Source organism: Plantactinospora solaniradicis, from assembly GCF_042658085.1.
GTDB lineage: Bacteria > Actinomycetota > Actinomycetes > Mycobacteriales > Micromonosporaceae > Plantactinospora > Plantactinospora solaniradicis.
In genome coordinates this window covers 353,947-366,474 of sequence record NZ_JBHSPR010000017.1, presented here as the reverse complement: position 1 = coordinate 366,474, position 12,528 = coordinate 353,947, and the positions used below count along the sequence as shown (strand labels likewise).

General features: G+C 72.1%; 12 protein-coding genes. 9 read left to right on the top strand and 3 right to left on the bottom strand.

Features of this window, described 5'->3' with window-relative positions; translation table 11 throughout:
- The first annotated feature begins 262 nt into the window (after nt 1–262).
- Nucleotides 263–1,432 carry an aminofutalosine synthase MqnE gene (gene mqnE, locus ACFP2T_RS21385; protein WP_377424418.1) on the top strand — a complete coding sequence of 390 codons (1,170 nt, stop codon included), beginning with the start codon at nt 263–265 and terminating at the stop codon, nt 1,430–1,432.
- Between the two features lie 40 nt (nt 1,433–1,472).
- Here mqnE and ACFP2T_RS21380 read toward each other — a convergent pair whose 3' ends face one another.
- Together ACFP2T_RS21380 and ACFP2T_RS21375 are read right to left on the bottom strand one after the other, a co-directional pair.
- Nucleotides 1,473–2,657: an ATP-binding protein gene (locus tag ACFP2T_RS21380; RefSeq protein WP_377424416.1), complete on the bottom strand. Its 1,185-nt coding sequence runs from the start codon at nt 2,655–2,657 to the stop codon at nt 1,473–1,475.
- Nucleotides 2,654–3,313 (bottom strand): response regulator transcription factor, encoded by a 660-nt coding sequence (locus ACFP2T_RS21375; RefSeq protein ID WP_377424414.1) that lies wholly within the window; start codon nt 3,311–3,313, stop codon nt 2,654–2,656. Before ACFP2T_RS21375 ends, ACFP2T_RS21380 begins: the two co-directional genes overlap by 4 nt.
- Nucleotides 3,314–3,535: 222 nt before the next feature.
- On the opposite strand from ACFP2T_RS21375, the gene ACFP2T_RS21370 reads away from it, so the two are divergent.
- From ACFP2T_RS21370 to ACFP2T_RS21335, 8 genes are all read left to right on the top strand, one after another.
- Nucleotides 3,536–4,069 (top strand): hypothetical protein, encoded by a 534-nt coding sequence (locus tag ACFP2T_RS21370; protein ID WP_377424413.1) that lies wholly within the window; start codon nt 3,536–3,538, stop codon nt 4,067–4,069.
- Nucleotides 4,070–4,155: 86 nt separating this feature from the next.
- The gene (locus tag ACFP2T_RS21365) at nt 4,156–5,256 is read left to right on the top strand and encodes an efflux RND transporter periplasmic adaptor subunit (RefSeq protein WP_377424412.1); all 1,101 of its coding nucleotides are present in this window, start codon (nt 4,156–4,158) and stop codon (nt 5,254–5,256) included.
- Nucleotides 5,253–6,071 (top strand): ABC transporter ATP-binding protein, encoded by an 819-nt coding sequence (locus tag ACFP2T_RS21360; RefSeq protein ID WP_377424411.1) that lies wholly within the window; start codon nt 5,253–5,255, stop codon nt 6,069–6,071. The genes ACFP2T_RS21365 and ACFP2T_RS21360 overlap by 4 nt, the downstream gene beginning before the upstream one ends.
- On the top strand, nt 6,068–7,264 hold the full coding sequence (locus ACFP2T_RS21355) for an ABC transporter permease (protein WP_377424409.1): 1,197 nt from the start codon (nt 6,068–6,070) through the stop codon (nt 7,262–7,264). The genes ACFP2T_RS21360 and ACFP2T_RS21355 overlap by 4 nt, the downstream gene beginning before the upstream one ends.
- Before the next feature lie 151 nt (nt 7,265–7,415).
- Nucleotides 7,416–7,844, top strand: a complete 429-nt coding sequence (locus ACFP2T_RS21350; RefSeq protein WP_377424408.1) for a hypothetical protein — start codon at nt 7,416–7,418, stop codon at nt 7,842–7,844.
- A gap of 14 nt (nt 7,845–7,858) precedes the next feature.
- Nucleotides 7,859–8,152 carry a DUF4229 domain-containing protein gene (locus tag ACFP2T_RS21345; protein WP_377424407.1) on the top strand — a complete coding sequence of 98 codons (294 nt, stop codon included), beginning with the start codon at nt 7,859–7,861 and terminating at the stop codon, nt 8,150–8,152.
- 15 nt (nt 8,153–8,167) lie between these two features.
- Entirely contained in the window at nt 8,168–8,770 is a 603-nt protein-coding gene (locus tag ACFP2T_RS21340; protein ID WP_377424406.1) for a hypothetical protein, read from the top strand.
- A gap of 9 nt (nt 8,771–8,779) precedes the next feature.
- Nucleotides 8,780–9,511, top strand: coding sequence for a tyrosine-protein phosphatase (locus ACFP2T_RS21335; RefSeq protein ID WP_377424405.1), 732 nt, complete (start codon nt 8,780–8,782; stop codon nt 9,509–9,511).
- A gap of 64 nt (nt 9,512–9,575) precedes the next feature.
- Here the strand turns inward: ACFP2T_RS21335 and ACFP2T_RS21330 are convergent, their stop codons facing one another.
- A complete protein-coding gene (locus tag ACFP2T_RS21330; RefSeq protein WP_377424404.1) occupies nt 9,576–12,383 on the bottom strand; it encodes an FtsX-like permease family protein in 2,808 nt (935 codons plus the stop codon).
- Between the last annotated feature and the right edge of the window lie 145 nt (nt 12,384–12,528).

Below are 12,528 nucleotides of genomic sequence, written 5' to 3'. Positions count from 1 at the left end.
CCATCCGGCGCACACGGCAGCGTCGATGCCGCCGAGGTATCGCCTTGAGTGTGTATCGCGTCCCACTTTGTCTTACCTCAATGTGCTGGGGTTGTCGATCCGAGGGCGGGTAACGAGACGCTGAGAACCCGGTTAACCGGACGCGCCGGCCGGTGAACTACGTCGCTGTCGCCGGACCGGTCCGGGCTGTCGTCGGAGGATCCACGTAGGCTCGTCGGAGATCGGGCTGGTGGGGGATCGCTGCTGGAGGGACGTGGCTGGCATGGATGCCGGACGAAAGCGTGAGCTGGAGGAGAAGGTGTACGCCGGCGAACGGCTCAGCCGGGCCGACGGCGAGGAACTCTACGCCAGCGACGATCTGGTCTGGCTCGGGCGGCTGGCGCACCACCGGCGTACCGAACTGAACGGTGACCGGGTGATGTTCAACGTCAACCGGCACCTCAACCTCACCAACGTCTGTTCGGCCAGTTGCGCGTACTGCTCCTTCCAGCGCAAACCGGGCGAGTCCGACGCGTACACGATGCGTGTCGAGGAAGCCGTGCGCAAGGCGAAGGAGATGGAGGGCCAGCAGCTCACCGAGTTGCACATCGTCAACGGGCTGCACCCCACCCTGCCCTGGCGCTACTACCCCAAGGTGCTGCGCGAGCTGAAGGCGGCGCTGCCGGACGTCAAGCTGAAGGCGTTCACCGCCACCGAGGTGCAGTGGTTCGAGAAGATCAGCGGCCTGCCCGCCGACGAGATCCTCGACGAACTCATCGACGCCGGGCTGGAGTCGCTGACCGGCGGTGGAGCGGAGATCTTCGACTGGGAGGTCCGGCAGCACATCGTGGACCACGACTGCCACTGGGAGGACTGGTCCCGGATCCACCGGTTGGCGCACGCCAAGGGGCTCCGGACCCCGTCGACCATGCTCTACGGCCACATCGAGGAGCCCCGGCACCGGGTCGACCACGTACTGCGGCTGCGGGAGTTGCAGGACGAGACGGGCGGCTTCACCGTCTTCATCCCGCTGCGCTACCAGCACGACTTCGTCGACTCGGCGGACGGCAAGATCCGTAACCGGCTCCAGGAGCGGACGACGATGGCGTCCCCGGCCGAGTCGTTGAAGACCTTCGCCGTGTCCCGGCTGCTGCTCGACAACGTGCCGCACGTGAAGTGCTTCTGGGTGATGCACGGGCTGTCGGTGGCCCAGCTCTCGCTCAACTTCGGCGCGGACGACCTGGACGGTTCGGTGGTCGAATACAAGATCACCCACGATGCCGACTCGTACGGCACGCCGAACACGATGCACCGGGAAGACCTGTTGGAGCTGATCTGGGACGCCGGTTTCCGGCCGGTCGAACGGGACACCCGGTACAACGTCGTGCGCGAGTACGACGCCCCGCCGACGTTGGCGCAACGACGCTCCGAGCCCCAGCAGGTCTGGGCCTGATCCGCCCGACCCGGCGGCCGACGGCAGCTCCGAGCCGCCGCTAGGCCGAGATGTCGGCGGGACCGGTGACCAGGGCGCGTACGCCGCCACCGGGTCGGGGAGCCAGGGTGAACCGGCCGCCGTGCGCGCGGCTGACCGCGTCCACTATGGCCAGCCCCAGGCCGGCGCCACCGCTGCCGTACACCCGGTCCTGCCGGCCCCGCCGGAACGGCTCGACGAGTTCGCGGAGCCGCTCGTCGCTCACCGGATCGCCGGTGTTCTCCACGAGGATCGTCGGCCCGTCGGTGCGGACCCAGACGACGCCCTCGGAGTGGTTGTGCCGGACGGCGTTCCGGACGAGGTTGTCGACCAACAACTCCAGCAGGGTCGGGTCGCCCGACACGGTGCCGGCGCGCAGCTCTGCCCGTACGCTGATGGACCGCTCGGCAAGCTCGGCCGCGCGCCGGTCGAGCGCGTCCCGGGCGAGCAGATCCAGCCGGACCGGTTGCAGGGTGGTGGTGCCGTGCTCGCTGCGGGCCAGCGCGAGCAGTCCCTCCACGATCCGGTCCTGCCGGCTCAGCACCTGCTTCAACTGCCCGGCGAGCACCCCGAGATCGGGGCTGGCGCCGGGAGTCGCCGCCGCGACCTCGACCAGGGTCCGCGAGGTGGTCATCGGGCCGCGCAGCTCGTGCGAGGCGTTGGCGGCGAACCGGCGCTGTGCCTCGAACGCCGTCTCCAGCCGGTCCAGCATGCTGTTGAAGGTCTCGGCGAGTTCGCGCATCTCGTCGTGCGGCCCGGAGACCGGGATCCGCTGGTCGAGGTTGCGTTGGGAGAGCCGCCGCGCGGTGTCGGAAACCACGTGCACGGGGCGGAGCACCCGCCCGGCCATCAACCAGCCGAGACCGGCGGAGGCGAGCGTCATCGCGCCGATCGCGATGACGGAACTGCCCACGATCCGATCCCGGAGTTCCCGCCGGGCCGCCTCCTTGACCCGGATCTGCTCCTCGGCCCGATTCAGTTCGGCCAGGCTCGGCGTAGGCTTGCCGGACGGTATAGCCGTCGCCTTACGTAGTTCGGTCACCTTCGACGGCGTACCGTCCGGCGTCACGGGAGTGAAGGTGAGAGTCATGATCACCGTCGCCACCGCCGCCCCGGAGAGCGCGAACAGTCCGGCGTAGAGCAGGGTGAGCCGGGCCCTGGCGGTGAGATGCGGCCGGCGGCGCGGGCGGCCGTGGGTGGTCGTCACGGGATCCGGTACCCCGCGCCCACCACGGTCTCGATGACCACCGGTGGACCGAGCTTCTTCCGCAACGTGCCGACGGTGGTCCGCATGGTGTTGGTGAACGGGTCCGCGTTCTCGTCCCAGGCGCGCTCCAGCAACTCCTCGGCGCTGACCACCGCCCCGTCGGCGGAGAGCAGGACGTACAGCACCGCGAACTCCTTCGGGGCGAGCCGGACGTACCGGTGGTCGCGGGTGACCACCCGCTGCGCGGGGTCGAGGCGGACGCCGGCCCGTTCGATCACCGGCGGCCGGGCCGGAGTGACCCGGCGCAGCAGCGCGTGCACCCGGGCGACCAGTTCGTCGAAGGCGAACGGCTTCGGCAGGTAGTCGTCGGCGCCCAGGTTCAGCCCGTCGATCCGGTCCCGGACCGTCGACGCGGCGGTGAGCATCAGGATCCGGGCGTGGTGCCCGCCGTCGTGCACCAGCCGCCGGCACACCTCGTCGCCGAGTATCTCGGGCAGGTCCCGGTCGAGCACGACGACGTCGTACCGGGTGGTGCCGGCGCGCTCCAACGCCTGCGCCCCGTCCAGCGCGACGTCGACGCTCATCGCGTGCTGGCGCAGCCCCCGGGCGATGGCGTCGGCCAGCAACTCGTCGTCCTCGACAACCAGCACACGCATCCGTCGAGTAAACGCCGTCCGGGTTAAAGGTGACTTCAAGATTTCTGTGCATCTCCTGTTGACGCCCTGAACCCGATGCTGGCCCCGCACCCCACACCCACTCCACCACCCGCACAAAGGAGCACCCACATGCGTACTACTGCAAGGAAGGGCCCCTTCTTATCGCTTTCTGTAGAAGAAGGGCCCCTTCTTAACACTCTGCGAGCCATCGCGGTGGCGACGGTGACGGGGTTGGCGGGGTTGGTGCTGGCCGGTTGCGGAGGCGGCGGGGGCGGCGGTTCGGTACTCGGGGGCGGGGCGGCGACCACCGCCGCCGACCCGGCGGGCGAACTGAGGGCCGCGGCGCTGGGCTTCAGTTCCTGCATGCGGGAGCGCGGGTACGACATTCCCGATCCGACCTTCGACGAGCGCGGCATGCCGGGCTTCGCCGAGCCGGGGCTGCGCGGCGACCAGCAGTACGAGGCGGCGCGTGCCGAGTGCCGGGTGGCGCTGGACGAGGCGGCGGTGGCGGCCGGTGCGCCGACGAAGGAGGAGATGACCGAGCAGTTGCTCGCCTTCGCCCGGTGCATGCGGGATCGCGGCGTCGAGATGCCCGACCCGGCCCCGAACGGCGGGCTCAGGCTCGACGGTGCGCTGCTCTCCGCCCCGAGCTGGAAGCCGGCGGCGCAGGAGTGCAAGGAGCACCTGCCGGCCAAGTACGCGAACCTGGCCGACGGGCTACCGGCCGGGCCGAAGGGAACGGGGCACACCAAGTGACCGCCCCGCCGACGGCTCCGCCGGCCCCGACCTCGCGGACGACATCGCCGGTCCCGCCCGGGCGGCGGTGGTCGGGTCGGCTGGCGGTGGTTGTCGGCGTACTGGCGCTGGGTGGTGCCGCCGGGCTGGCCGGGTACTCGGTTCTCGACCGGGAACCCGTCGAGTCCCGGCCGGTCGCGGCGGCCCTGCCGACCAGACCGGTCACCCGGTCGGACCTGGTCAACTCGGTGCAGGTGACCGGGCGGCTCGGCTTCGCGGGCTCGTACCGGCTGGTCGGACAGCGGTCCGGGACGGTGACCTGGGTGCCTCGGCCCGGTGACGTCGTCGGACGGGGTGAGCGCATCCTCGGGGTGGACCTGCGACCGATTCCGCTGCTGTTCGGGTCGGTGCCGTTCTACCGGCCGCTCGCACCGGGCAGCGAGGGCGCCGACGTCCGGCAACTGGAGCGCAACCTGGTCGAACTCGACCACGCCGATCCGGACGACCTCACCGTCGACGACTCGTACACGGCGGCCACGGCGCGGGCGGTCCGGCGCTGGCAGGAGGCACTCGGGGTCGACGAGACGGGGCGGGTCGCACCCGGGGACGCCCTGGTCGCGCCGGGGTCGGTCCGGGTCGGAACCGTGGACCCGCTGATCGGCCAGCCGACCTCGCCGGGAGCACCGGTGCTGACCGGCACCGGCACCGGGCACAGCGTCCAGGTCGACCTGCAACTGTCGTACCGGGGACTGGTCCGGGTCGGGCAGGCGGTCCGGGTCCAGCTTCCGAACGGCCGTACGGTCGACGGGAAGGTCAGCACGCTGGGCAGTACCGCCGAGGTCGAGTCGGGGCAGGGTCCGACCACCGGTACGGCGGCACAGGCCGGCGGGCAGCCGACGGGTTGCCAGGGCACCTCCTGCCCGGCCACCGCTCCGGTCGAGATCGCTGTCAGCGGCCCGGAGAGCCAACTCGGCGGGGTGTTCGAGGGCCAGGTCACGGTCACCTTTCCGGCGGAGACCCGACGCGGGGTGCTGAGCGTACCGATCGAGGCGCTCACCGTGGGACCGGACGGGGCGTTCGCGGTCGTCGTCGTGGATCAGGCCGGGCGCCGGACCGTTCCGGTGCGGCCCGGGATGTTCACCGCCGGCCGGGTCGAGGTCTCCGGTGAGGGGCTGGCCGAGGGTAGCCAGGTGGAGGTGCCGGCGTGACGGGCGTGGTCGGCGGTGCTCCCCTGGGTGCCGTACCGGTGCTCGAACTGCGCGCCGTCTCCCGGCGGTACGGCAACCTGTCGGTCCTGCACGACGTCGACCTGCGCGTCGACCGGGGCGAACTGGTGGCGGTGGTCGGGCCGTCCGGCTCCGGCAAGACCACCCTGCTGCAACTGATGGGCACGCTGGACCGGCCGAGCGCCGGCACGGTGCACGTCGACGGCCGGGACACCAGTCGGATGCGCGACGCGGAACTGTCCGCGCTGCGCGCGTACCGGATCGGGTTCGTCTTCCAGCAGTTCTTCCTCAGCCCGACGCTCCGTGCGGTCGACAACGTGGCGACCGGCCTGCTCTACACCGGGCTACCGGCGGCCCGCCGTCGGGAGCGGGCGGTGGCGGCGCTGGACCGGGTCGGACTGTCACACCGGCTGTGGCATCGTCCCGGACAGCTCTCCGGCGGCGAGTGCCAGCGGGTGGCGATCGCCCGTGCGCTGGTCGGGGAGCCCGCCGTGGTGCTCGCCGACGAGCCGACCGGCAACCTGGACTCGCGCTCCGGTGAGGCGGTGCTGAGCCTGCTGCGCGAATTGCACGCCGACGGCAGCACCATCGTGGTGATCACCCACGATGCGTCGCTGGCGGCGTCGCTGCCCCGTCGCGTCGGCATCCGGGACGGCCGGATCCAGTCCGACGATCGGATCCAGTCCGACGAGTGGATCCAGTCCGACGGCGGGATCCAGTCCGACGGCCGGATCCAGTCAGACGATCGGATCCAGTCCGCCGAGCGGACTCGGGGCGATGGGGGGACCGGGCGATGAGTGGGCTGCCCCGGTCGCGGCTGCGGCTGGCCGACGTACTGCCGCTCGGGCTGCTCGGGGTCCGGGGACGTCCGATGCGGGCGGCGCTCTCCGGTCTCGGCATCGCGATCGGGATCGCCTGCGTCGTCGCGGTGCTCGGGGTTTCCGCGTCCAGCCAGGCGGGACTGCTGGCCCAGATCGACGCGCTCGGCACCAATCTGCTGACCGTGCAGCCGGGCAAGTCCCTGACCGGCGAGGACGCGCACCTGCCCGTCGAGGCGCCCGCGATGATCGCGCGGCTGCCCGGCGTACGGGACACCGCACACGTGGGCAGGGTCGACGGCGGGGTGTACCGGCACGACCGGGTTCCGGTCGGCAACACCGGCGGGATCGGGATCCTGGCCACCAGCCTCAGCCTGCCGGCGACGCTGGACGTTCCGATGGCCTCCGGACGTTGGCTCAACGCCGCGACCTCGCGTTATCCGACGGTCGTCCTCGGTGCGGCCGCCGCGCGCCGGCTCGGCGTCGTCGAGGTACGCGGCAGCCCGCAACTCTTCCTGGCCGGGCAGTGGTTCACCGTCGTCGGGGTGCTCGGTCCGGTGGTGCTCGATCCGGGCATCGATTCCGCGGTGCTGGTCGGCATTCCGGTGGCGATGGAGCGACTGGCCTTCGACGGGTTCCCGACCAAGATCTACGAGAGGTCGGCCGAGGCCGCCGTTGCGACGATCCGGGACCAGTTGCCGATGGTGGCGAATCCGGGCAGCCCGAGCGAGGTCGAGGTCAGCCGGCCGTCCGACGCGCTGGTGGCCCGGGCCGCTGCCGAGGCGGCGTACACCGGGCTGTTTCTCGGCCTCGGCGCGGTCGCGCTGCTCGTCGGCTGCGTCGGGATCGCCAACGTGATGGTGATCGGGGTGCTGGAGCGGCGCGGTGAGATCGGGCTCCGGCGGGCCCTGGGCGCGACCAGGGCACACGTCCGGCGGCAGTTCTTCACCGAGTCGATCCTGCTCTCGGTCGCCGGTGGGGTGGCGGGCGCGGCGGCCGGCGCGGTGATCACGATCGGGTACGCGGCCAGCCGGGACTGGGCGCCGGTGGTGCCGGCGGTGGCGCTCGGCGGTGGGCTGGTCGCCAGCCTGGTGGCCGGGACCGTCGCCGGGCTCTATCCGGCGGCCCGGGCCGCCCGGATGGCGCCGACCGAGGCACTCCGGGCGCTGTGAGCCGACCGGCGGGAATGGTCGGCCCGGGAGACCGGCGACGCCGCTGGGGCGTACTCGTATTCGGACACCATGGCCACCGACGACGTCGCCGACCGCGTCCGGCGGCCCGGAGCGGGCCGATCCGCCCCGGCTCACGTACGCTCGACGCGTCATGAGCGAGCGAAGCGAGCGAGCGCCCTTTCCCCGGCGCGACGACGACGGGCGGATCGTGGTCCTGGCCGATCTGCTCGGGGTGACCCTGGCCGGGGTGGTCGTCGGAGTACTGGCGCTGCTGGTCTTCGACTGGATCTTCGCGCTTCTCGGCATCGGCGAGTTCGGCCGGGCGAACGGCTGGCTGGCGGTGATCCTGCCGGCGTGGGTCTTCGTCGAGGAGTTCCGGGCCTGGAACTTCGGGCCCGCCCGGATCGCCGGCGCACTGGTGGCCGCCGCCGTCGCGGTCGCCGCCGGGCTGCTGGCCGCCGGGTTGGCGTCCGAGGCCCCGCCGCTGGTCTCGGGCGGGCTGGGCGCCGCCATCTTCGCCGTGGCGTACGCGTTGGTCTGGTTTGTCGGCGTCCGCTGGCTCGCCGGCCGGACGAGCTGATCGGAGATGGAGACATGAGTCCCGCGGTGAAGTACACGCTGGGCCGGATCGGTCTGTTCGTGGTGGTTGCCCTGGCGCTCTGGCCGGTCGAGGCGAACCTCTTCCTCAAGCTCATGCTGGCCGTGGCGTTCTCCGCCGCGCTCGCGTTCTTCCTGCTACGGGGTTGGCGGGACGAGATGGCCCAGCAGTTGGCCGGTGCGGCGGAGAGGCGCCGGGCCGAGAAGGAACGGCTGCGTGCCGCGCTGGCCGGGGACGACCGGCCAGCCTCGGCGGACGAACCAGGCGACAGGCCCGACACCGTACGTTGATGGCATCCTTGCCCCGTGGCGAAGGACTTCACGGCGGCGATGGAGCCGGTGTTCCGCCCGGTGCTGGTGCCCGGGGAACGCCTGCTGATCGTGGTCTCGCTGACCCGGGACATGGGCACGACCGAGGACGTTTCCGTTCCGGACGAGCTGAAGAACCTGCTCGACCCGGGCATCCTGGTCGGGGGTAGTCATCCGGGCAACCTGCTCCAGCGGCTGACCTTCGGGCGGGCCCTGATCGGTGGACGGGACAGTCTCGCCGGGCGGCTGTATTCCGCCATCGACGGCGTGACCTCACCCACCCTCGTACTGACCGACCGGCGGTTGGTGATCGCCGACCTGGAACTGGTCCCGCTGACCACGGGCAACTGGTTGCGGCGCTGGCTCGGGCCCACGAAACAGGTCGCCAGGGTGGTCCACCAGGTGTCGCGGGAGAGTGTCGCCGGTGCCGTCATGGCGCCGGCCGGGCTGCTGCGCCGGGGCCGTTTCCTGGTCGTCTTTCCGGACACCTCGGCGTGCAGTGTGGTCTCTCCGCTGCCGGAGCCCGGCCGACGGGCCGCCGCCCTGATCGGGCCGGTCCGGCCGTCCGGCCCGGCTTCTCCGTCCGGCACCGGGGCATAGGGTGACCTGGTGAACCGTCACGTCGAGTTCGACCGCCTGCACAACTTCCGGGATCTCGGCGGCTACCGGACGGCCGACGACCGTACCGTCCGATGGGGACGGTTGTACCGCTCCGACTCGCTGGCGAAGCTGCGGGGGCGGGACTGGGACCGCTTCCTGACCCTCGGTGTGCGTACCGTGATCGACCTTCGCTATCCGTGGGAGGTCGAGGCGAAGGGGCGGGTGCCGGAGCACGAGAGCCTGACGTACCACAACCTGAGCGTGGAACACCGGCCGTACAACCAGGCGGAGATCGATCCGGCCCTCGATCCGTGGCGCTACCTCGCCGACCGGTACGCCGAGGTCGCCCTCGACGGGGTGAAGGAGCTGCGGCAGGCGCTGGAGGTGATCGCCGCCGAGGACAGCGGCCCAGTGGTCTTCCACTGCGCGTCCGGGAAGGACCGGACCGGGCTGCTCGCCGTGCTCGTGCTCACCCTGTTGGGCGTCTCCGAGGAGGAGATCGTCGCGGACTTCGCGCTGACCGAGCTGGCCACGGAGCGGCTGGTCGCGGACTGGAGTGCGGTGAACGGTGGCCGTCCGCCCCGCTGGCCCGGGTACGGGCGGGCGCCGGCCGAGGTCATCCGGCTCGTGCTGGCGGACCTGACCGCCAACCACGGTTCGGTGGACCGGTACGCCACCGACCGGCTCGGCGTCGACGACGCCCTGCGGGCGGCGCTGCGCCGCCAGTTGCTCGACGGCTGACCCGATCCGGCCATCCGGCCATCCGGCCATCCGCCATCCGCCATCCGCCATCCGGCCATCCGGGTCACTCCTGTGCGAGTAGACGTGCGGTCGGTAGCCGGCGCAGCAGGGTGGCCGGAACGAGGGCGGCGAGGGTGGCGATCAGCGCTCCGCCGAGCGCGGTCGCGGCGGCCACCGCCACCAGCGGGCCGGGGAGGCCGCCCACCAGCAGGGCCGCGCCGGCCAACCCGACGGCGGCACCCGTGAGCGCGCCGATCACGCCCAGCGCTACGCCTTCGTAGGTGACCAGGCGGGTCAGTGCCGCGTCGGTCCAGCCGACGGCGCGCAGGGTGGCGAACTCGGCGGCCCGGTCCCGGATGTTCAGGTAGAGCACGTCGGCCACGGCGGCGGCCCCGAGCAGCACGGTGGCGATCGCGGCGACGGTGTCCGCGCCGCGCACGCTCAACGAGACCACGTCGCCGAGCAGGCTGCCGATGATGGCACCCCGGAAGGCGTACGCGGCGGCGGCGACCAGGGTCAGCGCGCCGACCCCGATCGCCAGCGCGACGGTGCCGAGCAGGGTGCGGCCGGGTGTCCGGGCCAGGTTGACCAGCGCCAGCCCGAGCAGCGTCCGAGGCCGGCGGATCCGTCTGCTCGCGGTGACGGCGGGCCGCAGCGCGGCGGCGGGATGGGCCCGGCTGGCCGCCAGCGCCGGGAACACGCCCGCGACCAGGGCGAGCAGCAGCGCCACGGGTACGGCGAGCGCGGCCTGTCGCCAGCCGATCCCGATGTCGAGTGCGGCGGACAGCGGTGGCGCGAGCCCGACCGAGAGTGTTCCGGCGACGAGTCCGAGCAGCGCGACCTCGCCGAGGATCAGCGCGCCGATGCGTCGGGCCGGCCAGCCGAGGCAGGCGAGCACGGCCAGCTCCGACCGGCGGTGCCGGACGGCGGCCGAGACGGCGTTGGTGAGGAAGAGAGCGCAGACCACCAGGACGAGGAGGAAGAGCAGGACGCTCTTGCGGTCGACCGCGGAGATGACGACCGAGGCGACGCCGAGTGCCGACCAGTGCTCGGTCAGCCGTAGCGCGGGTCGGCCGAACGAGCCGGCGGGGAGTTCGACCGTCTGCGGCGCCGGGGACGAGCCGAGCGTGATGTCGACGTCCAGTCCGGTGGCCTCGGCGATCCGCTCCGCGACCAGCCGGACCCGTTCCGCAGAGCGTTCGGTGTAGCCGTCCACGTCGGAGACGCGTACCCGGATGGCGCTGATCGGTGCGGCGAGCTGCGTACCCCGGCTCTTCTCCAGGAGCTTCGGCACCAGGGCGAGGTTGGTGAGCAGCAGTGGGGGCGCGGAGAGGTATCCGCCCGGACTGCCGTTAGGCAGCAGCGGCCGGTCTGCCAACGCCTGCCGGGTGCCGGGGTCGGCTCCCTCGGCGACCGGCGGTTCGTACGTCTCCAGCGGCACCCGGGAGACGTCACTGAACCCGGCGAGTCGCTCCGGATCGAAGATGCCCACCGCACGCCAGACCCGGTACGGCCCGGTGGCCAGCGGCAGGCTGGTCAGCGGCCGGTAGGCGGTGTCCTCGGCGAGCCAGGGCTGGGGCAGCGGGTTGAACGTCTTCTCGTCGTTGTACGCGTCCGGGTCGGGCGGGAAGGTGTGTGCCCGGAGGCCGCCGCCGGGCAGTTCGTCGTACTCGGCCTGTCCCGGCTGGACGATGTGCTGGAGCTGGCCGTAGCAGCAGGTCTCGTCCAGACCGCCGCTCAGTCGTGCCTGGTGGGCGGAGAGAAGTTCCTGCTGGCCGGAGCCGGCGGGCACTCCGCTGGCCCGGTCCAGCGTCCGGCTCAGTTCGTCGGCGGGTATCCCGGCGACCTGGGCCGGGCGCAGCCGGGTGTAGCTGGCCCGGACGGCACCGTCGACGTACGGGCGGTTCGTGGCGAGCACCGGGAAGCTCTGGTTGATCGACCCGCCGTTGTCGACCGAGTCGACGGTGTCGTCGGCGCCGAGCGGCTCCCCGTCGACGAGCGCGTCGGCGAGGCCGACGAGTCGTTCCTCGGCGACCGGGTCGACGGCGGCGAGCAGTGCCGGCACGGTCAGCCGCATCGACAGCACCAGTCGGTCCCGGGCCACCGGGGGTGGGGTTTCCTCGAACGCGTATCCGGCCCAGGATTCGAAGCGGCCGTCGGGCAGCAGCCGGGCCGCCTCCACGGACCAGGTTTCGCGTTCGGAGAGCGTTCCGGGGCCGGAGCTGAGCTGCCAGCTCGGATCGCAGACCGGTTCGCTCCGGCCGCCCGGGGTCACCTCCCGGGGTACCGGTCCGCACCGGCTGGAGTCGTACGAGCGGCCGTCGGAGTAGCGCAGGGACCCGGCTTCGAGCCCGTCGGCGGGTACCGGGTAGATCAGTGGGTGTCGGGTGACGTAGACGTACCTCGGGCGGGCCGGCGCGGTGGAGAGGCCACGGTCGGCGACGAGGGTCGGTTCGACGCGGATGACCTGCCGGTCCAGCGTGCGGTCCACCGCGTCGGTCAGGTCCAGCGGGGTGGGTGCGGCCGTCGTCGAGTAGCCCAGCATCGCTATCGGGGCCGCGACGTCCACTCCGGAGATCGCCTTGATCTGGTCGTACTGCCCGAGCGTGATGCCGCCGAAGAGTCCGGAGAGGTAGTTGGGCCGGACCAGGCCGTGCCCGGATTCTTCGGGGCTGCGGCTGCCGTCGGCGCGGACCAGGATGTCGTAGGCGGCGGCGGTGTTCCGTTCGACGTCGCCGGTGACCTGGAGCCGCGACGCGGTGGTGGTGCCGGTGAGCACGGTGAAGCCGGTGGTCGCGACGAGGATGCCGGCGAGCAGCGCCACCGACCGTCCCGCGTGCCCGCGTAGCTGTCGCCAGACCAACCTGAGCATGATGCGCCTCCCCGTGTCTGATCACACCCTGGGCCATACATTGTGACAATGCAAGACCGTCAGGCGTGGACGGCGGGCGCACGACATCGGCCCCGTACCCGGGCGACGTTGACCGGGTACGGGGCCGATGTTCCCTCCCCAGGGG

Excerpts from the sequence above, each read along its gene's own strand:
- ACFP2T_RS21375 (WP_377424414.1), bottom strand. The coding sequence starts at position 3,313 with ATGCGTGTGCTGGTTGTCGAGGACGACGAGTTGCTGGCCGACGCCATC.
- mqnE (WP_377424418.1), top strand. The coding sequence starts at position 263 with ATGGATGCCGGACGAAAGCGTGAGCTGGAGGAGAAGGTGTACGCCGGC.
- ACFP2T_RS21355 (WP_377424409.1), top strand. The coding sequence starts at position 6,068 with ATGAGTGGGCTGCCCCGGTCGCGGCTGCGGCTGGCCGACGTACTGCCG.
- ACFP2T_RS21350 (WP_377424408.1), top strand. The coding sequence starts at position 7,416 with ATGAGCGAGCGAAGCGAGCGAGCGCCCTTTCCCCGGCGCGACGACGAC.
- ACFP2T_RS21330 (WP_377424404.1), bottom strand. The coding sequence starts at position 12,383 with ATGCTCAGGTTGGTCTGGCGACAGCTACGCGGGCACGCGGGACGGTCG.
- ACFP2T_RS21345 (WP_377424407.1), top strand. The coding sequence starts at position 7,859 with ATGAGTCCCGCGGTGAAGTACACGCTGGGCCGGATCGGTCTGTTCGTG.